The 18,555-nt window shown below is 72.6% G+C and carries 17 protein-coding genes; 8 read left to right on the top strand and 9 right to left on the bottom strand.

The features are described 5' to 3' along the window. Positions 1 to 52: 52 nt before the first annotated feature. Positions 53 to 544, bottom strand: coding sequence for an inorganic diphosphatase (locus AB0E77_RS21085; RefSeq protein ID WP_003975424.1), 492 nt, complete (start codon positions 542 to 544; stop codon positions 53 to 55). 124 nt (positions 545 to 668) lie between these two features. On the opposite strand from AB0E77_RS21085, the gene dacB reads away from it, so the two are divergent. The 6 genes from dacB (at position 669) to folE (ending at position 8,308) form a co-directional block, all read left to right on the top strand. Next, complete coding sequence (gene dacB / locus AB0E77_RS21080; protein WP_361572953.1) at positions 669 to 2,222, top strand: D-alanyl-D-alanine carboxypeptidase/D-alanyl-D-alanine-endopeptidase; 1,554 nt, start codon at positions 669 to 671, stop codon at positions 2,220 to 2,222. A 145-nt stretch (positions 2,223 to 2,367) separates the two neighbouring features. Continuing rightward, positions 2,368 to 3,495: a zinc-dependent metalloprotease gene (locus tag AB0E77_RS21075; RefSeq protein ID WP_361572845.1), complete on the top strand. Its 1,128-nt coding sequence runs from the start codon at positions 2,368 to 2,370 to the stop codon at positions 3,493 to 3,495. A 192-nt stretch (positions 3,496 to 3,687) separates the two neighbouring features. After that, a complete protein-coding gene (gene tilS / locus AB0E77_RS21070; protein WP_361572843.1) occupies positions 3,688 to 4,734 on the top strand; it encodes a tRNA lysidine(34) synthetase TilS in 1,047 nt (348 codons plus the stop codon). 93 nt (positions 4,735 to 4,827) lie between these two features. Continuing rightward, positions 4,828 to 5,367, top strand: coding sequence for a hypoxanthine phosphoribosyltransferase (gene hpt, locus AB0E77_RS21065; protein ID WP_237519076.1), 540 nt, complete (start codon positions 4,828 to 4,830; stop codon positions 5,365 to 5,367). Between the two features lie 174 nt (positions 5,368 to 5,541). After that, a complete protein-coding gene (gene ftsH, locus AB0E77_RS21060) occupies positions 5,542 to 7,581 on the top strand; it encodes an ATP-dependent zinc metalloprotease FtsH (RefSeq protein WP_361572951.1) in 2,040 nt (679 codons plus the stop codon). A gap of 121 nt (positions 7,582 to 7,702) precedes the next feature. Further along, positions 7,703 to 8,308 carry a GTP cyclohydrolase I FolE gene (gene folE / locus AB0E77_RS21055; RefSeq protein ID WP_361572841.1) on the top strand — a complete coding sequence of 202 codons (606 nt, stop codon included), beginning with the start codon at positions 7,703 to 7,705 and terminating at the stop codon, positions 8,306 to 8,308. Between the two features lie 31 nt (positions 8,309 to 8,339). Here the strand turns inward: folE and AB0E77_RS21050 are convergent, their stop codons facing one another. The 6 genes from AB0E77_RS21050 to AB0E77_RS21025 all read right to left on the bottom strand — a co-directional run bounded on the left by AB0E77_RS21050 (position 8,340) and on the right by AB0E77_RS21025 (position 13,970). Next, positions 8,340 to 8,825, bottom strand: coding sequence for a DUF3180 domain-containing protein (locus tag AB0E77_RS21050; RefSeq protein ID WP_361572839.1), 486 nt, complete (start codon positions 8,823 to 8,825; stop codon positions 8,340 to 8,342). A 101-nt stretch (positions 8,826 to 8,926) separates the two neighbouring features. Beyond that, entirely contained in the window at positions 8,927 to 9,538 is a 612-nt protein-coding gene (folK, locus tag AB0E77_RS21045) for a 2-amino-4-hydroxy-6-hydroxymethyldihydropteridine diphosphokinase (protein WP_361572837.1), read from the bottom strand. After that, on the bottom strand, positions 9,535 to 9,894 hold the full coding sequence (gene folB, locus AB0E77_RS21040; protein WP_361572835.1) for a dihydroneopterin aldolase: 360 nt from the start codon (positions 9,892 to 9,894) through the stop codon (positions 9,535 to 9,537). The genes folK and folB overlap by 4 nt, the downstream gene beginning before the upstream one ends. Before the next feature lie 250 nt (positions 9,895 to 10,144). Continuing rightward, positions 10,145 to 10,669 carry a nuclear transport factor 2 family protein gene (locus AB0E77_RS21035; protein ID WP_361572833.1) on the bottom strand — a complete coding sequence of 175 codons (525 nt, stop codon included), beginning with the start codon at positions 10,667 to 10,669 and terminating at the stop codon, positions 10,145 to 10,147. Next, positions 10,666 to 11,526: a dihydropteroate synthase gene (folP, locus tag AB0E77_RS21030; protein ID WP_361572831.1), complete on the bottom strand. Its 861-nt coding sequence runs from the start codon at positions 11,524 to 11,526 to the stop codon at positions 10,666 to 10,668. Before folP ends, AB0E77_RS21035 begins: the two co-directional genes overlap by 4 nt. Before the next feature lie 626 nt (positions 11,527 to 12,152). Next, positions 12,153 to 13,970 carry a phosphatidylglycerol lysyltransferase domain-containing protein gene (locus AB0E77_RS21025; RefSeq protein WP_361572829.1) on the bottom strand — a complete coding sequence of 606 codons (1,818 nt, stop codon included), beginning with the start codon at positions 13,968 to 13,970 and terminating at the stop codon, positions 12,153 to 12,155. Between the two features lie 231 nt (positions 13,971 to 14,201). On the opposite strand from AB0E77_RS21025, the gene AB0E77_RS21020 reads away from it, so the two are divergent. Next, positions 14,202 to 15,323: an alpha/beta hydrolase-fold protein gene (locus tag AB0E77_RS21020; protein ID WP_361572827.1), complete on the top strand. Its 1,122-nt coding sequence runs from the start codon at positions 14,202 to 14,204 to the stop codon at positions 15,321 to 15,323. A gap of 166 nt (positions 15,324 to 15,489) precedes the next feature. Beyond that, a complete protein-coding gene (locus AB0E77_RS21015) occupies positions 15,490 to 16,662 on the top strand; it encodes a hypothetical protein (RefSeq protein ID WP_361572825.1) in 1,173 nt (390 codons plus the stop codon). 26 nt (positions 16,663 to 16,688) lie between these two features. Here AB0E77_RS21015 and AB0E77_RS21010 read toward each other — a convergent pair whose 3' ends face one another. Both AB0E77_RS21010 and AB0E77_RS21005 read right to left on the bottom strand, forming a co-directional pair. Continuing rightward, positions 16,689 to 18,005 carry a PH domain-containing protein gene (locus AB0E77_RS21010; RefSeq protein WP_361572823.1) on the bottom strand — a complete coding sequence of 439 codons (1,317 nt, stop codon included), beginning with the start codon at positions 18,003 to 18,005 and terminating at the stop codon, positions 16,689 to 16,691. Beyond that, positions 18,002 to 18,538, bottom strand: a complete 537-nt coding sequence (locus AB0E77_RS21005; protein WP_361572821.1) for a PH domain-containing protein — start codon at positions 18,536 to 18,538, stop codon at positions 18,002 to 18,004. The genes AB0E77_RS21010 and AB0E77_RS21005 overlap by 4 nt, the downstream gene beginning before the upstream one ends. Between the last annotated feature and the right edge of the window lie 17 nt (positions 18,539 to 18,555).

Genomic DNA, 18,555 nt, shown 5'->3' with positions numbered 1-18,555 from the left:
GTGTACGGGCCGCACGCCATGGCGTGCGGCCCGTTACGGGAGGGGCTGCTGCTCAGTGGCCGCCCTGGTCCTTGAAGCGCTTGTAGGACCGCTCGATCTCGGCCTCGGCCTCGGTGCGGCCGACCCAGTCGGCGCCCTCGACCGACTTGCCGGGCTCCAGGTCCTTGTAGACCTCGAAGAAGTGCTGGATCTCCAGGCGGTCGAACTCCGACACGTGATGGATGTCACGCAGGTGCTCCACGCGCGGGTCCGTCGACGGCACGCACAGCAGCTTGTCGTCGCCGCCGGCCTCGTCGGTCATGCGGAACATGCCGATGGCGCGGCAGCGGATGAGGCAGCCCGGGAAGGTCGGCTCGTCCAGGATGACCAGCGCGTCCAGCGGGTCGCCGTCCTCGCCGAGGGTGTTCTCGACGAAGCCGTAGTCGGTCGGGTAGGCGGTCGAGGTGAACAGGCGGCGGTCCAGGCGGATACGACCGGTCTCGTGGTCCACCTCGTACTTGTTCCGCGAACCCTTCGGGATCTCGATCGTGACGTCGAACTCCACCGGACGCTCCTCCATGATCAGCACATAGTTCTGGTGGTTAAGTGTCCCTCACGCAGGCGTGTGATCGCGAAAGGGGCTGGTGGTAGTGCCAGAGCTGAGGCCTTGGCGGGCCGCGAGACCGCACATGGTGCGGGCCGCGGGTGCCGTACGACCGCGTCTCGCACGGGCCGCGCGCGCCGCCCGTCCGCGTCTGACGCGGCTCGCGCGGGCCACGACACCGCAGCTCACCCGCAGGCCGAAGACCTGGCAGTACACCGCCGGCGCCGCCACCGCCGGGCTGGCACTGGCCGCCGGTGTGGTGACCGCCGCCGGCCCCTGGGACTCCACGGGTCAGCGTACGGCGGAGCGGGACCGGGCAGTGGCCCTGGACCACACGGGTGGCGCAGATCACGGTCGCGGATCCGCCGGCCCCGGCGCCGCCTCCCGGAAGCCCCGGCCCGCGCCCAGTGCCGCGTCCGTCCTGACCGCGCTCGCCGGCACCTCCGGCACCGCCCCCGGCGGCGTCAAGGCGGCACCGCGCGGCAAGGCCCTCGCCGACACCCTCGGGCCCCTCCTCGACGACCCCGCGCTCGGCCCCCGCAGCGGTGCGGCGGTCGTCGACCTGACCACCGGCAAGCGGCTGTACGGCACCGGCACCGGCACCGCTCTGACCCCCGCCTCCACCACCAAGATCGCCACCGCGATCGCGGCTCTCGCCGCCCTCGGCCCCGACCACCGCCTCACCACCCGCGCCGCCCTGGAGTCCGACACGGGCGAACTCGTCCTGGTCGGCGGCGGCGACCCCACCCTCACCGCCCGTCCCCACTCCGGCGGCCCGGCGAGCCTGCGCACCCTCGCCGAGCAGACCGCCGCCGCCCTGAAGAAGCGGGGCGTGCGCCAGGTGACCCTGTCGTACGACACGTCGCTGTACGCCGGCGACGAGAAGCACCCGATCGGGGTCAACGAGAACCTCGCCCCCGTCACCGCCCTGATGGCCGACGAGGCCCGCACCGACGACTCCACCAGCGGCCCGGCCCCGCGCGCGGCGGACCCGGCGGCGGACGCGGCCCGCGCCTTCGCGGGCTTCCTGGGCGACCACGGCGTCAAGACCTCGGCCCCGGGCCCCTCGAAGGCCACGGCCCGCGCCGCCACCCTCGCCACCGTCTCCTCGCCGCCGCTGTCCGCCCTGGTCGAGCGGATGCTGACCGACAGCGACAACGACCTCGCCGAGGCGCTGGCCCGCCACACGGCCCTGGCGAGCGGCGAGCGCGCCGACTTCGACGGCGTCTCCGCGGCCCTCACCACCCGGCTGAAAGGGCTCGGACTGCCCGTGCGGGGTGCGGTGTTCCACGACGGCAGCGGCCTGGACCGCTCCGACCGGATCACCGCCGACCTCCTGACGGCGCTGCTCGCCGAGGCGGCCGACCCCGACCGGCCCGAGCTCCGGCCGGTCCTCACCGGTCTCCCCGTCGCCGGCTTCACCGGCACCCTGAGCGGCCGCTACGCCGACGGCGCGGCCGGCCTGGTCCGCGCCAAGACCGGCACCCTGACCGGCGTGAACACCCTCGCCGGCACCGTGACCACCCCCGACGCCCACGTCCTGGCCTTCGCCTTCCTGACCAACGGCACGACAGACCCCCAGGCGGCCCAGACGGCCCTGGACAAGGCGGCGACGTCCCTGGCGACCTCGTCGTCCTAGCTGCGGGCAGTCGTGCCTCCCCCAGTGCCCGAACGCGCCGGGCAGCGCACCCACGCCCGCCCAGCCCCCGCACCGGCCACCCACCCCGCACCCCACCGCCCCGCACAGCCTGCCCCCAGTGGCGGCGCTCACGTACCGTTGAGGAATGACGAGCATCGGCGCATCTTCCGGCATGGTCGACTGGAATCTCGCGGTGGCGACCGCGACCCGGCTCGTACGGCCGGGCCCCGAGGTGAGCCGCGACGAGGCCCGCGCCGTCGTCGCGGAGCTCCGCCGCCACGCCAAAGCCTCGGAGGAACACGTCCGGGGCTTCACTCGTATGGCCACCGACGAGATCCACGACACCCCCGTCCTCGTCGTCGACCGCCCCGGCTGGGTCCGGGCGAACGTCGCCGGGTTCCGGGAGATCCTCAAGCCCCTGCTGGAGAAGATGCAGGAGCGCCGCGGCGGCTCCCCCGGCAGCGCGGTCCTCGGCGCCGTCGGCGGCAAGGTCACCGGCGTCGAGCTGGGCGTGCTGCTGTCGTTCCTGTCCTCCCGCGTCCTCGGCCAGTACGAGACCTTCGCCCCGGCCACCCGCGAGCTGCCCGCCGGCGCCAACGGCGGCGGCCGGCTGCTCCTGGTCGCGCCGAACATCGTGCACGTGGAGCGCGAACTCGACGTCGAGCCGCACGACTTCCGCCTGTGGGTGACCCTGCACGAGGAGACGCACCGCACGCAGTTCACCGCCGTGCCGTGGCTGCGCGACCACCTCGAGGGCGAAATCCAGTCGTTCCTCGCGGAGACCGACGTCGACCCCATGACCTTCCTGGAGCGCATCCGCGACGCCGCCCAGTCGCTCGCCGGAGGACGCCCCGAGGGCGAGGAGGAGGACGGCGGCCGGTCGCTCGTCGAGCTGGTGCAGACGCCCGCCCAGCGGGAGGTCCTCGGCCGCCTCACCGCCGTGATGTCCCTGCTGGAGGGCCACGCGGACTTCGTGATGGACGGGGTCGGCCCCGCGATCGTGCCGAGCGTCGGGGAGATCCGCGAGAAGTTCCAGCAGCGCCGCGCCAAGGGCGCCTCCCGCCTCGACACGGCCCTGCGCAAACTGCTCGGCCTCGACGCCAAGCTCCGCCAGTACCGGGACGGCGAGCGCTTCGTGCGGGCCGTCGTCGAGGAGTGCGGCATGGATGGCTTCAACCGCGTGTGGACCTCGCCCAACACGCTCCCCACCAAGTCGGAGATCGCCGAACCGGCGGACTGGATCGCGCGGGTGCACCGCAAGCCCGAGTCGTGAGCCCCGGGGGCCGGTCGTGAACGAATCCGGCCGACGGCAGACGAACGCCTCTCCAATCACCCGTCCGAGGGACCGTGAGCCCTCGGCAGGCGTGCGATGCTCGGAGAACGCCCCGTTTCTGTCACCATCTAGGCACTCTGCGTGACCGAACCTCGGGGCTCACCCCCCGAAACTTCATGAAGGGCACCGGACATGGGTCCCCATCCTGCGGTCGCGGCGATACGCCTGGCGGTCCGCCGCGTCCTCCACGACATCCTCGACGAACTGAACACCACGGCCGGCGTCCCCACGGGGACGGCCGCCGAGCGTGCGCCCGGACTCCCGGCGGCGCCGCTCGTGCTCGTGGCCTGCTCCGGCGGCGCCGACTCCATGGCGCTCGCCTCCGCCCTCGCCTTCGAGGCCCCCCGGCTCGGCGTCCGCGCCGGCGGCGTCACCGTCGACCACGGCCTCCAGCACGGCTCCGACCTGCGTGCCGAAGAAGTCGTCCTGCGCCTGCGCGAACTCGGCCTCGACCCGGTCGAGGCGACCGCCGTGACCGTCGGCCGCGAGGGCGGGCCCGAAGCCGCCGCCCGCGACGCCCGATATGCCGCCCTGGACGCCGCCGCCGCCCGCCACGGGGCCGCCGCCGTCCTGCTCGGCCACACCCGCGACGACCAGGCCGAGACCGTCCTGCTGGGCCTCGCCCGCGGCTCCGGCATCCGCTCCCTGTCGGGCATGGCCGCGGTCTCGGGGGCCGGCGGCCGTTACCGGCGCCCCTTCCTCCAGGTCGACCGGCAGACCGCCCGCAAGGCCTGCATGGTCCAGTCACTGCCCGTCTGGGACGACCCGCACAACACCGACCCGGCGTACACCCGCTCCCGCCTGCGCCACGAAGGACTGCCCGCCCTCGAGAAGGCCCTCGGCAAGGGGGTCGTCGAGGCCCTCGCCCGTACGGCCCAGCTCTCCCGGGACGACGCCGACGCCCTCGACACCTGGGCCCGCCAGGCCGAGGCCGGCGTCCGCGACGCCACCGGCGTACTGGAGTGCGCGGGGCTCTACGCCCTGCCGCCCGCCGTACGCCGCAGGATCCTGCGCCGGGCCGCGATCGAGGCCGGTGCCCCGGCCGGTGCGCTCTTCGCCCGCCACATCGAGGAAGTCGACCGGCTGATCACCGGCTGGCGCGGTCAGGGGGCCATCAACCTCCCCGGCAAAGTCGTCGCCCGGCGCCAGGGTGGCAGACTGGTGATTCGGCAAGGCTGAATCCGGACCCTCCCACCGACCCGCTCGGGTCATCAGGGTGTTCCGGAGTGGCCGGTGGGACGACCGAAAGTGATGCGGGTGGACGCGAACGACATGGGTGCCGACCTCGAGAAGGTACTCATCACCAAGGAAGAGATCGACGCGAAGCTGGCCGAGCTGGCCGCGAAGATCGACGCGGAGTACGAGGGCGAGGACCTGCTCATCGTCGGTGTCCTCAAGGGCGCCGTGATGGTCATGGCGGACCTCGCCCGGTCGCTGTCCACCCCCGTCACCATGGACTGGATGGCGGTGTCCTCGTACGGCGCGGGCACCCAGTCCTCCGGGGTGGTGCGGATCCTCAAGGACCTCGACACCGACATCAAGGGCAGGCACGTCCTGATCGTCGAGGACATCATCGACTCCGGCCTGACCCTGTCCTGGCTGATCTCCAACCTCGGCTCGCGCGAGCCCGCCTCCCTCAAGGTGTGCACGCTGCTGCGCAAGCCCGACGCCGCGAAGGTCGCCATCGACGTGGAGTGGGTCGGTTTCGACATCCCCAACGAGTTCGTCGTCGGCTACGGGCTCGACTACGCCGAGAAGTACCGGAACCTGCCGTTCGTCGGTACGCTCGCGCCCCACGTCTACGGTGGCTAGCACGGCCCCGTAGCGCGCGACGGGAACCCCGGCGGCCTCCGCGCCGTTGGAGCATGCAGACGGGCCGTCGGCCGTCCTGTGCGGCTTCGGGCCACCAGGCTGGGGTACCGTCAGAAGAACTGTCTTATCAAACTCACTATGGCAGGAGGGACGGGGCGGCACCGCTCCGTGTGGATGGACGTGAAGCGATACTTCCGTGGGCCGGTCATGTGGATCGTGCTGGCCGTCCTTGCCGTGGTCGTGTTGATGCAGGTCGTCGGCTCGTCCGGCGGCTACAAGACGGTGGACACCGGCCAGGTCGTCCAGGCGATCAACGACAACAAGGTCGAGTCGGCCAAGCTCACCACCGGTGACGAGCAGACCATCAAGGTCCAGCTCAAGGACGGCGAGAAGATCAAGGGCAGCTCGAAGATCCAGGCGAGCTACATCGGCGACCAGGGCGTGACCATCGCCGGCACCCTGCAGAACAAGTTCCAGGACAAGCAGATCCCCGACGGCTACACCGTGTCGCCGTCCAAGCAGAACGCGTTCGTCGGCATCCTGCTGTCCCTGCTGCCGTTCGTCCTGATCGTGGTCGTCTTCCTGTTCCTGATGAATCAGATGCAGGGCGGCGGCTCCCGGGTCATGAACTTCGGCAAGTCCAAGGCGAAGCTCATCACCAAGGACACCCCGAAGACGACGTTCTCCGACGTCGCCGGGTCGGACGAGGCCGTCGAGGAGCTCCACGAGATCAAGGAGTTCCTCCAGGAGCCGGCGAAGTTCCAGGCCGTCGGCGCCAAGATCCCCAAGGGTGTGCTGCTGTACGGGCCGCCCGGTACCGGCAAGACCCTGCTCGCGCGCGCCGTCGCGGGCGAGGCGGGCGTGCCGTTCTACTCGATCTCCGGTTCCGACTTCGTCGAGATGTTCGTCGGTGTCGGTGCCTCCCGAGTGCGTGACCTGTTCGAGCAGGCCAAGGCGAACGCCCCGGCCATCGTCTTCGTCGACGAGATCGACGCGGTCGGCCGCCACCGCGGCGCCGGCCTGGGCGGCGGTCACGACGAGCGCGAGCAGACGCTGAACCAGCTGCTCGTCGAGATGGACGGCTTCGACGTCAAGGGCGGCGTGATCCTCATCGCCGCGACGAACCGGCCCGACATCCTCGACCCGGCGCTGCTGCGCCCGGGCCGCTTCGACCGGCAGATCGCCGTCGACCGGCCGGACATGCAGGGCCGTCTGGAGATCCTCAAGGTCCACCAGAAGGGCAAGCCGGTCGCCCCGGACGTCGACCTGTCGGCCGTCGCCCGCCGCACCCCCGGCATGACCGGTGCCGATCTGGCCAACGTGCTGAACGAGGCCGCGCTCCTGACCGCGCGCAGCGATCAGAAGCTGATCGACAACAAGATGCTGGACGAGGCGATCGACCGGGTGGTCGCGGGCCCGCAGAAGCGGACCCGGATCATGTCGGACAAGGAGAAGAAGATCACCGCGTACCACGAGGGCGGTCACGCCCTGGTCGCGGCGGCCTCGCCGAACTCCGACCCGGTCCACAAGATCACGATTCTCTCCCGCGGCCGCGCCCTCGGCTACACGATGGTGCTCCCGGACGAGGACAAGTACTCGACCACGCGCAACGAGATGCTCGACCAGCTCGCCTACATGCTGGGCGGCCGCGCGGCCGAGGAACTGGTCTTCCACGATCCGACGACCGGTGCCGCCAACGACATCGAGAAGGCCACCGGTGTGGCCCGCGCGATGGTCACGCAGTACGGCATGACCGAGCGTCTCGGCGCGATCAAGTTCGGTGGCGACAACACCGAGCCCTTCCTCGGCCGGGAGATGGCGCACCAGCGCGACTACTCGGAAGAGGTCGCCGCGCTGGTCGACGAAGAGGTCAAGAAGCTCATCGAGACGGCGCACAACGAGGCCTGGGAGATCCTGGTCGAGAACCGCGACGTCCTGGACAATCTCGTCCTCGCCCTGCTGGAGAAGGAGACGCTCGGCAAGGAGGAGATCGCCGAGATCTTCGCCCCGATCGTCAAGCGTCCGCCCCGGCCCGCCTGGACCGGTTCCTCCCGCCGCACCCCCTCGACCCGTCCGCCGGTGCTCTCCCCCAAGGAGCTCGCGCTGACCAACGGGGCGAATGGTGCGACGGCGGCGATCTCCACCGCCAAGAGCACCACGGCGGAGCCCGCCCCGGCACCGGAACGAGCCCCGGAGGACCGCCCGGAGAGCTGATCCGGGCCCTCCCCGCGGGCCCACCAGGCCCGGAATGTATGCCGCGCCCCCCAGGTTCTAGCCTTGGGGGGCGCGGCGTTTTCGCATGCCGACACGTGAGAAGACAGGAACGAGGCACCAGATGACCGACCCCGTGACGCTGGACGGCCAGGGCCCGATCGGCGAGTTCGACGAGAAGCGGGCCGAGAACGCCGTACGCGAACTGCTGATCGCGGTCGGCGAGGACCCGGACCGCGAGGGCCTGAGGGAGACGCCGGCCCGGGTGGCACGGGCGTACAAGGAGATATTCGCGGGGCTGTACCAGGAGCCCGAGGACGTCCTCACGACGACCTTCGACCTCGGTCACGACGAGATGGTCCTGGTGAAGGACATCGAGGTGTTCAGCACCTGTGAGCACCACCTGGTGCCGTTCCGGGGCGTCGCGCACGTCGGGTACATCCCGTCCACCAGCGGGAAGATCACCGGCCTGTCCAAGCTGGCCCGTCTCGTGGACGTCTACGCCCGCCGTCCGCAGGTGCAGGAACGTCTCACCACGCAGGTGGCGGACTCCCTGATGGAGATCCTGGAGCCGCGTGGAGTGATCGTCGTCGTGGAGTGCGAGCACATGTGCATGTCGATGCGCGGTATCCGCAAGCCCGGCGCGAAGACCATCACCTCGGCCGTACGCGGTCAGCTGCGCGACTCCGCCACGCGCAACGAGGCGATGAGCCTGATCATGGCGCGTTGAGTGCGTCGAGTGCGTCGAGCGGGGTGTCCGGTCAGGTGGTCGGGGCCGCGCCCGAGTGGTCGTCGTCGTCCTCCGGGAGCTTGCAGACCCGCTCGAGGAAGACGGCGGCCGCTATCACGCCGATGCCCGTGAGGACCGAGAAGCCGGCGTAGATGGCCTGGTCGCGGCGGGCGGGGATGTCCAGGTACTCCAGAAGGAAGACCCCCGTGCCGCCGTACATGCCGGCGACGAGGGCGGCCACGAGGGCGCTGGCCTGGCCGAAGACGACCGCTCGGGCCGCCATCAGCGGGTCGACGCCCTTCGCGCCGGGGACACGGTCCCGCTGTGCCTTGAGACGGGCGCGGAGCGAGAGCGCCGTGGCCAGCAGGACCACGGCGATCGCCGCGAGCACGATGGGGGCGGCGAGGGGGACGCTCGGGAGGGTCCCGATCGAGTTCCACAGGCGGGCGCCCGCCCAGGACAGGACTCCGGCGACGACGAACACGCCGGCCAGCATCCTGATGCGCAACTCTTTCACGGTGCCCCTTCGCTCCCCGGCTGTCCGGCTCAGGCGCCGGCTGCCGCACGCCCGGACGGCGGGCGTCCGGCGGCGGACTTCGGTCGTCTCGACCTTAACGACTACTCGGGCAGGTGAAGTTCCAGGTCGGCCCGCGCCTCGACGCCCGCGCGCGTCACCGCCTCCAGGAGACCGGCGACCGGGCCGTGGCCGGGCAGTTGCGCCTCGGGGTCCACGTCGTGCCACGGGGCGAGGACGAAGGCGCGCTCGTGGGCGCGCGGGTGGGGCAGGGTGAGGTGCGGGTCGTCGGACACCACGTCGGCATAGGCGACGATGTCGACGTCGAGGGTGCGCGGGCCCCAGCGCTCGTCCCGGACGCGGTGGAAGGCCTCCTCTACCGCGTGCGCCCGCTCCAGGAGCGAGGACGGCGGCAGGGTGGTCTTCAGGACCACGACCGCGTTGAAGTACGACGGCTGGGTGCCGGGCTCGACGCCCCACGGCTCGGTCTCGTAGACCGGCGAGACGCCCTTGATCCGCACGCCGGGGGTCTCCTCCAGGGCGTCGATGGCGCCCTGGAGGGTCTCCAGGCGGTTGCCGAGGTTGGCGCCGAGGGCGATCACGGCGCGTTTCGGGTTGGACAGCGTGCTGTCGGCCGCGTCCACCCTCTCGACGACCGAGGCGGGCACCGGCTGGACGGTCGGGTCGCTGGGACCGTTGGTGAACGGGACACTCATACACGGCTCCGGATGATGGTGACGGTGACGTCGTCGAAGGGCACCGTGATCGGCGCGTCCGGCTTGTGGACGCAGACCTCGACCTCCTCGACCCCTGCGTGCTTCAGGCAGACCTGGGCGATGCGCTCCGCGAGCGTCTCGACCAGGTTGACGGGCTCGCCCTCGACGACGGCCACGACCTCCTCGGCCACGATGCCGTAGTGCACGGTCTTCGCCAGGTCGTCGTCGGCCGCGGCCGGTCGGGTGTCCAGGCCCAGGACGATGTCCACGAGGAAGGTCTGGCCCTCCTCGCGCTCCTTGGGGAACACACCGTGGTGCCCGCGGGCCTTCAGGCCGCGCAGCGCGACACGATCCACACGAATCACTCCTGCAGTCGTCGGTCTCGGCCGGTGCGCGCCACGTGCGGGTGGTGCGCCGGCCTCAGTCGAATCTACCCGCGGGCACCGACAGAGCCGGGCCACGGGTGGCGTGGGTGGCGTGGGTCCGGGGGGACGTCCGGAGGTTTCACCGTGCGTTTGCCCTGGCGGACCCGGGGGATCACGGGCTGGTAGCCGCCCCTACCCGGTGGTCCGTGATTCCCACCACTTCTTGCTGCCGCCGGTCCGGTCAGGTCGGTGTGTCCTCGCCGTCCGGGGAGTCCTCGGCGCCGTTCGGCTTGTCCGTCTCCGCCAGGACGGGCGAGGCGTGGTGCGACCAGAGCTTCCAGCCCGCGGGCGTGCGGCGGTAGGCGTTGGTGGCGACCACCAGCTGGCCGACGAGCGGTCCGAGCTCGTCGTCGCCCTCGGGGGCGGGGCCGCCGCTGAGGATGTTCTCCGTGCAGGTCACCAGGGCGGTGTCGCCGGTCACCGAGACGTGCACATCGGTGAGGAAGAACTGGATGTAGTCGGTGTTCGCCATGATCAGGGCGTAGGAGCGGAGGACCTCGCCGCGGCCGGTGAGCACCGGCCAGCCGGGGTGCACGCAGGAGACCACGCCGGCGTCCGCCGGGTCGTGGTAGGTCTCGTCGATGCCCAGGTCGGACGGGGTGAGCCAGAGCTCGGACACCTTCTCGAAGTCGCCCTGCTCCAAGGCCTCGTAGAAGGCGGTGTTGGCGGCCTCGACCTCCTCGACGTCGATGTGCGGGGCGTTCACCGGGCTCCTTCCACGGCGCGGGCGACCCGGACCGCGTCCGCAGTCGCGCGCACCTCGTGCACGCGGACGGCCCAGGCGCCGGCGTGCGCCGCGAGCGCGGAGACGGCGGCGGTGGCGGCGTCGCGCTCGCGCGCGGGGGGCGGGGAGGCCTGGGGGCCGGCGAGGACGCGGCCGAGGAAGCGCTTGCGGGAGGCGGCGACGAGGAGGGGGTGGCCGAGGGCGAGCAGGCGGTCGAGGTGGGCGAGGAGGACGAGGTCGTGCTCGGCGTCCTTGGAGAAGCCGAGGCCGGGGTCGATGACGACGCGGTCGGCGGTGATGCCGCCCGCCAGAACGGCCTCGACGCGGGCCTGCAGCTCGTCCACGACCTCGGTGACGACGTCGGTGTAGGTGCCGCGGACGTTGCCGCCCTCCAGGAAGCCGCGCCAGTGCATGACGACGAAGGGGGCGTCGGCGTCGGCCACGACCGGGATCATGCGGGGGTCGGCGAGGCCGCCGCTGACGTCGTTGACGAGGGAGGCACCGGCGGCGAGGGCCTGCTCGGCGACGGAGGCACGCATCGTGTCGACGGAGATCGTGACGCCCTCGGAGGCGAGTCCGCGGACGACGGGGACGACGCGGCGGAGTTCCTCGTCCTCGTCGACGCGGGTGGCGCCGGGGCGGGTGGACTCGCCGCCGACGTCCACGAGGTCGGCGCCCTCGGCGACCAGGTCCAGGCCGTGCTTGATGGCGGCCGTCGTGTCGAAGAAGCGACCGCCGTCGGAGAAGGAGTCGGGGGTCACGTTGACGACCCCCATGACCGCACAGCGGTCCCATGCGGTCAGTCCCGCCAAGGGGCGGCGGACGGTCTGCTTGCTCATGTGTTCAGCGTAGGCCCCGTGGGTGGGATGCCTGCGGTGGCCTCCGGCGGTTGGGCGGTGGGATGCCTGCGGTGGCCTCCGGCGGTTGTGGGGCGGGGTGCGGATGCCTCCGGCGGTTGTGCGGCGCCGTGCGCGGTGCCTGCGGTGGCCTCCGGCGGTTGGGCGGGATGCCTGCGGCGGCCTGTGCGGGTTCGGTGGGGGTGCGTGTAGCGCGTTCGGTCCGGTGGTGGGTCGGGGCCGCGCCGGGGGGTGTCCGTCCTCGGAACGGCGCGAAATCGGTTACCTGGCAGCAGGCGGGGCGTTGACGCGCCAACCGCTGCGGGCGGACACCCCCCGACACGGCCCCTTCTCGCCGTACGCGGCTGTCCGCCGTCCCCCGCCGTCCCAGCTGCGGGCAGTCGCCCCCGCCGTGCCGTCCCAGCTGCGGGCAGTCGTGCCTCCCCCAGTGCCTGAACCGCCTGGGAGGTGCCCCAGGGCGGCACGGGTGGGCGCTGGGGTCCCCCTCTGGGGGAGGCACCTCGTGGCGCCGGGGCGCGTCACCCACCTGCCCCGCAGCCACGCCGGGGACCCTGGCAGACACCGGGCCACGTGAACCCGGCCCAGCACCCGCGCCGGGCGCACCCGCGTCACGCCGCCCGGGCCTCCCCGTGTACGCACGGTCGGCGCGCGGCCGTCCTGCGGCGCAGGAAGCGGGGCAGCGGTGGCGTCAGTGTCACGAAGCCCTCCGCCTGCATCGCGGCGAAGCCGATGCGGGGCAGGTCCGCGGAGGTGCGGTAGACCACGAAACGGGGCTCCCAGCGAGGCCGGAACTTCGCGTTGAACTTGTACAGCGACTCGATCTGGAACCACCGCGACAGGAACACCAGCAGACCGCGCCACGCCCGCAGCACCGGCCCCGCGCCGATCTTCTCGCCCCGCGCGAGCGCCGCGCGGAACATCGCGAAGTTCAGGGAGACGCGGTTGATGCCCAGCTTCGGCGCGGCCTGGAGCGCGGCGACGATCAGGAGTTCGTTCATGCCGGGATCGGCCGCGCGGTCGCGGCGCATGAGGTCCAGGGAGACGCCGTCGGGGCCCCACGGCACGAAGTGCAGGATCGCCTTGAGGTCGCCGTACTCGCCCGGTTCCGCGTCCTGCTTGTGCGCCGTCGCTATCAGGCAGTCCCCGTCGGAGGGGTCGCCGATGCGGCCCAGGGCCATCGAGAAGCCGCGCTCGGTGTCCGTGCCGCGCCAGTCGTCGGCGGCCCGGCGGATCCGCTCCAGCTCGGTGTCGCCGAGGTCAGCCACGCGCCGTACCCGGGTCTCGTAACCGGCGCGCTCGATGCGCTTGACCATCTGGCGCACGTTGCGCATCGCGCGGCCGGCGAGGGAGAAATCCGCGACGTCCACCACCGCCTCGTCGCCCAGTTCGAGGGCGTCCAGGCCGGTCTCACGGGTCCAGACCTCGCCGCCGGTCTCCGAGCAGCCCATGACGGCCGGTGTCCAGGAGTGGGCGCGCGCCTCGTCCATGAAGCGCTCGATGGCGCCCGGCCAGGCCTCGACGTCGCCGATCGGGTCGCCGCTCGCGAGCATCACACCGGAGACCACGCGGTAGGTGACGGCGGCCTTGCCGCTGGGGGAGAAGACGACGGCCTTGTCGCGGCGCAGCGCGAAGTGGCCGAGCGAGTCGCGGCTGCCGTGCTTGGCCAGCAGGGCGCGCAGGCGGGTCTCGTCGTCCTCCGTCAGGCGCGCGGCCGGGTGTTCGGGACGGAAGGCGAGGTAGATGGTGGTGACGGCGGTGAGCAGGCCGAGGGCGCCGAGGGAGAAGGCGACCGTCCAGGAGGTGTTGCCCCGGTAGTCGATCGGCCCCTCGAAGCCGAACAGTCCGTACAGCACGTGCGCGATGCGGTCGGCCAGGCTGGGGTCGCCCACCATGCGGTGCGGGTGGACACTGACGATGACCAGCCCGAGGGCGAGCGAACCCGCGCCCATGAGGACGAAGTTGGCGAGCGCCTTCCAGCGGCTGCGCGGGTCCGGCAGCGCCGCGAACTGGTCCCGGTGGCGCAGCAGCGGCGCGAGCAGCGCGAGGGAGACGATCACTCCGGCCAGGGAGTGACGGTAGGTGAACTGTGCGAATGCGCCCAGCGGCAGCAGGGCCACGGCGGCCCGCCAGGCCCGGCGCTTGCGGCGCCGCAGCCCGTGCGCGAGGAGCAGCAGCAGGACGCCCGCGCTGAGCGAGAGCGCCGCGGCGAACGGGCCGAACGCGCCCGGCAGCACCTCGGCGAGGGCGTGCATACGGCTGTGCCGGAAGCGGGGGAAGACGCCCGCGGCGACGTTCAGCAGACCGACCAGGGTGCAGGCCCTGCCGACGAGGACGGGCACGGACTCCGGACGCGGACCGCGCGGCAGCCGGACCGCACGTGTGAGGCCGGCGGCTTTGGGAGCGGCCCCCGGAACCGCACCCGACATTTCCTCATCTGTCCTGACAGACATCGCACCCGTAGTTCTGCGAGAGACCGTGGATCCGGGCCCTTCTCGGGCATCCGGCGACATTGCGCCCTCTAGGACGGTGTCTTGGGGAGAGAGGTTCACTCCCCTTCTCAAAGCCACGTCAAAGGCGGAGGAAAGCTACGGGGCACCCCTCGCGCATCCGACGGGGGGCCGGGCACCCCTGTGGGAAGCGTAGGCAGGTAGCAAGGCATGGGTCTGACAAGCAACAAGGTGCTGGCGCTGGCGGTCCTGTCCGGCGTGCTGCTGTTCGTCGGCACGGTGTGGCTGTGGCCGCGCCTGGCCGGGCGGAACTGGCGGGCCGTCACGGGGCGGATAGGCCTGCTGTTCGCCACCCAGCTGGCGGTCTTCGCCGCCGTCGGCCTCGCCGCCAACCAGTCCTTCGGGTTCTACGCGAGCTGGGCGGACCTGTTCGGCCGGGAGACCGGTCAAGGTGTGGTGGTCGACCACTCGGCGGGCGGTCGCGGCCCGCTCCAGGTCGTCGGCACGGGGCGGGTGACCAAGGCGGGCGGGGCCCGGCCGGCGGTCGGCGGCCAGATCCAGCACATCAGGATCGTCGGGCGTACGACGCACATCGCGACGCCCGCCGAGGTGTATCTGCCGCCCGAGTACTTCCAGCCGCGCTACCGCACCCGTACGTTCCCCGCGGCCGTCGTCCTCACCGGCTACCCGGGGACGACCGAGGCGCTGGTGACCAAGCTGCACTACCCGCGCACGGCGCTGGACCTGGCCAAGAACGGCCGTGTGCAGCCGATGATCCTGGTGATGCTTCGGCCCACGGTGGCGCCGCCGCGCGACACGGAGTGCGTGGACGTCCCGGGCGGCCCGCAGACGGAGTCGTTCTTCGCCAAGGACCTCCCCGAGGCCGTCACCGCCCACTACCGGGTGGGCCGGAAGCCGGGCAGCTGGGGCGTCGTCGGCAACTCGACCGGCGGGTACTGCGCGCTGAAGCTCGCCCTGCACCACCCCGGCGTCTACGCCGCCGGTGCCGGTCTGTCCCCGTACTACAACGCTCCCAGCGACCCGACCACCGGCGATCTCTTCCACGGCGACAAGGAACTGCGCAATCGCGCCGACCTCTGGTGGTACGTCAAGCACATGCCCGCGCCCGCGACTTCGCTGCTCGTCACCAGCAGCAAGTCCGGCGAGACGAACTACAAGGACACCCTCAGGTTCATAGAGCGGGTGAAGGACAAGAAGCCGACCCGGATCTCCTCGATCATCCTCGAAAGCGGCGGACACAACTTCAATACCTGGCGGCGCGAGATCCCCGCCACGCTGCAGTGGCTCAGCGGGCGGCTGAGCGGCAGCTGACGGGCGGTCGACGCGGTGCGGACGGTTTTCCTGAAAATGATCTTGAGGTAATTCGGGGCCCTCCACGGGCGAGTGGAATGCCGGTGCCGTGTGAACGCGCCGGAGACGGCCGAGTTTTTACGGGGCGGGGCGCCAAGATTCGCCTACGCGCGGTAAGTTTCTGGCCATGCCACGTGGACGTCACCGCCATTCCCCGCCTCTGCACAGGCTGCTTCCCCCGTCGGCGATCGCAGGCGTATCGGTCGTCTGCGCGGCCGGTCCCTGGGTGTTCAGCGAGGCGATGGTCCTCCGTGCCCTCGCGGCGGCCGCCGCGGTGACGGCGGTCGTCGGCGCGGTCGTCATGCGGCACTGGGACGCGCAGGCGGGCAAGCGCGTCGCCGACCTCACGCGCGCGCGGGCGAGCGACGAATGGCGTCACGAGGAGCGGGTCGCCGAACTGGAGTCCGACCTGGAGGAGTCGCGCGAGCTGCGCATGAAGCTCGAGCACCGCCTGCGCGCCAAGCGCACGGAGCTGGCCGGGCTGCGCAATGAGCACGCCTCCCTGCTGCGCCGGTACGCCACCGCGGAGACCGAGCGCGCCAGCGCGCTGGAGGGCCGCCGCCTGCTGGAGATCGAGGCCGCGCCGACGACCCCCGCGCTGCCCGCCGCCCGGCCCGCGCCGGCGGAGGAGACGCCCGCGGCGGAGGCCGCCGAGGAGACCCCCGCCGTCTTCTCTCCGGCGGGCTCCCGGCTGTTCCTGCGGGCGAGCGCCGCACTGGCGCGGTTCGACGACGAGGTGCCCGCCGGTGCGGAGGACCGGAAGACCGTTGACGGTGACGACGACGGCGGCGACGACGGTGACGGCGGTGGCAACGGCGGCGGCGAGAGCGCCGCGGCGGCCGAGCCCACGCGGGAGGACGAGGCCCCGGGGCAGCCCGAGGCGGCCGACGGCCACGAGGCCGCGTCCACCAGCGCCCCGGACCGGCCCGACGAGCGGCCCGACCAGTCGGCGCAGCAGTCCGCTCGGCAGCCCGCCGGGCACTTCGCGGTGCCGACCGCGGTGGCCGTCGTACCGGCCGCTCCCGCGCGGCGCCCGGTGGTCGAGGGCGGTTTCGACTTCTTCGGCACGAAGAACGCCAAGGACTCGACCGCGTCGCCCGCCGCCCTGGAGGCCGTCCAGAACGAGGACCTCGCCGACGTCGTCGGCCAGGAGGCCCTCGCCCTGCACAAGGCCGAGGCCGAGGCCGCGTTCAAGCCGGCCGGCGAGGAGTCCCGGGGGGTGGGCCAGGTGATCGACCTGACCGCCCACGACGAGACCGAGCAGATCGACGTGCAGGGGCTGCGCAGCGCGGTGTCCTGACCGGCGCGCCCGCGATCGGCCCGCCGTCAGGACATCCAGCGGTCCGGCAGCGCGTCCCGGCGCCCCGTGCGGGAGCGTTCCGCCTGGGCGCGCAGCAGTTCCGCCGCCTCGTCCGCGTCCCGCAGTCGCGCGCTCACGGTCTTGTTCGCCCCCGTGTCCACCCGTACGCCGGCCACCCGCAGGGTCCGCTGCCACGGACCCTGCGTCAGGCGGACGCTCTGCACCTTGGCGTGCGGCACCAGCGCCAGGCTCCGCCGCAGCAGCCCGTGGCGGGCGGCGAACACCGCGTCCGTGACGGCCAGCCCGTGCCCGCGCCACCACAACGGCAGGCACCACCGGGACCGCCGCGGCGGACGCGCCAGCGCCCCCGGCGCCGGCACGGTCACCCCGGGCAGCACCCGCGCCACCACCGACTCGGCGATCTCGCGCGGGGCGACCGGCAGCAGCACCGAGTTCGACGACCCGGCGACGTCCAGCTCGACCCGGACCCAGCCGCGCCGGCGCCACAGCAGCGGCTCCACGATCCGCACCGTCTGCACCCGGCCCGGCGGCACCGTCTCGTGGGCCCGGTCCAGCAGCCCGTGGTCGATACGCAGCCCGTCCGGCGACTCGGCCACCGTCCAGTCGTACTCCCCGACGAACCGCCCCACGCTGCTCGCCCCGGCCGCGCCCAGCAGCGGCAGGGCCGTCGCGAGGACCGTCCACAGGCTGTGGGTGGCCGACCAGAGCAGCGCCGGTACGGCCACGGCGGCGATCAGCGTGCCCCAGGTCGCGCCGGTCAGCAGCAGGGAGACGGCGAGGACGCCGGGCGGCACGCGCAGCAGGTGCCGGGACGGCGCCTCCCCGACCTCGTGCGCCGTCTCGGGCGCGAAGCCCGCCGCGCGGGCGAGCAGCTCGGCCCGCAGGGCGCGCGCCTCGGCGGCGCCCAGGAAGGCCAGTTCGTCCTTCTTGGCGGTCCCGATGACGTCGAGCTTCAGCTTCGCGACCCCGGCGACTCGGGCGAGCAGCGGCTGGGTGACGTCGATGGCCTGGATGCGCTCGAGCCGGATGTGCGCGGTGCGCCGGAACAGCAGGCCGGTGCGGATGCGCAGCTCGGTGTCCGTCACCGCGAAGTGGGTGAACCACCAGGTCAGGAAGCCGTACAGGGCGGCGGCCGGGATCAGTACGGCGAGACCGATCAGCAGCGTGGTCGTGGTCAGCCGCGACAGCTGGCGCTGCGCCTGGTCGGGGTCGTGCACGGCCCAGCCGACGATCACGGCGACCGGCGCCCAGGCCCGCCGCAGCGGGGTGACGGGGTGCAGCCGGTGCTCGGTCACCCCTTCGTCGGCGCCCGTGGTGCTCACAGCCCCGCCGATCGGGCCTCGCCCAGCTCGGTGAGCCGGTCGCGCAGACGTTCCGCCTCGGCCGGGTCCAGGCCCGGGATGGTCGCGTCGGTCGCGGCGGCGGCCGTGTGCAGCTGCACGCTGGCCAGCCCGAAGTACCGCTCGACGGGCCCGGAGGTCACCTCGACCAGCTGCATCCGGCCGTACGGCACCACGGTCTCCTCCCGCCACAGCACGCCCCGGCTGATCAGCAGGTCGTCGGCGCGCTCGGCGTACCGCCAGGAGCGCCAGTTGCGCTCCAGCATCACCCAGCCCCAGACCAGCAGGGCCAGCGGCAGCAGGGCGAAGAGGGCCCAGGCGGGACCCGCGAACAGGCCGGGCAGGAGACCGGCGGCGAGCGCGAGCAGCCCCATCCACACCAGCAGCAACAGCCGTCGCATCCGAAGCAGCCCGGGCGGCAGTCCGGTCCACACCGGTCCGTCCGCCGCATCCGCCGCGGCCGCCGCCCTCGCGTCCCCCGCCGTGCCCGTGTGGTCAGGGCTCCCCGTCTCCATGGATCCAGCGTACGTAG

It is taken from the genome of Streptomyces sp. NPDC032940, from assembly GCF_040636935.1.
GTDB lineage: Bacteria > Actinomycetota > Actinomycetes > Streptomycetales > Streptomycetaceae > Streptomyces.
Note: the sequence above shows the minus strand (reverse complement) of the source record. Positions and strands in the feature narration are given on the sequence as shown.

Excerpts from the sequence above, each read along its gene's own strand:
- dacB (WP_361572953.1), top strand. The coding sequence starts at position 669 with ATGGTGCGGGCCGCGGGTGCCGTACGACCGCGTCTCGCACGGGCCGCG.
- AB0E77_RS21075 (WP_361572845.1), top strand. The coding sequence starts at position 2,368 with ATGACGAGCATCGGCGCATCTTCCGGCATGGTCGACTGGAATCTCGCG.
- tilS (WP_361572843.1), top strand. The coding sequence starts at position 3,688 with ATGGGTCCCCATCCTGCGGTCGCGGCGATACGCCTGGCGGTCCGCCGC.
- hpt (WP_237519076.1), top strand. The coding sequence starts at position 4,828 with ATGGGTGCCGACCTCGAGAAGGTACTCATCACCAAGGAAGAGATCGAC.
- ftsH (WP_361572951.1), top strand. The coding sequence starts at position 5,542 with ATGGACGTGAAGCGATACTTCCGTGGGCCGGTCATGTGGATCGTGCTG.
- folE (WP_361572841.1), top strand. The coding sequence starts at position 7,703 with ATGACCGACCCCGTGACGCTGGACGGCCAGGGCCCGATCGGCGAGTTC.
- folK (WP_361572837.1), bottom strand. The coding sequence starts at position 9,538 with ATGAGTGTCCCGTTCACCAACGGTCCCAGCGACCCGACCGTCCAGCCG.
- folP (WP_361572831.1), bottom strand. The coding sequence starts at position 11,526 with ATGAGCAAGCAGACCGTCCGCCGCCCCTTGGCGGGACTGACCGCATGG.
- AB0E77_RS21025 (WP_361572829.1), bottom strand. The coding sequence starts at position 13,970 with ATGTCGGGTGCGGTTCCGGGGGCCGCTCCCAAAGCCGCCGGCCTCACA.
- AB0E77_RS21020 (WP_361572827.1), top strand. The coding sequence starts at position 14,202 with ATGGGTCTGACAAGCAACAAGGTGCTGGCGCTGGCGGTCCTGTCCGGC.
- AB0E77_RS21015 (WP_361572825.1), top strand. The coding sequence starts at position 15,490 with ATGCCACGTGGACGTCACCGCCATTCCCCGCCTCTGCACAGGCTGCTT.
- AB0E77_RS21005 (WP_361572821.1), bottom strand. The coding sequence starts at position 18,538 with ATGGAGACGGGGAGCCCTGACCACACGGGCACGGCGGGGGACGCGAGG.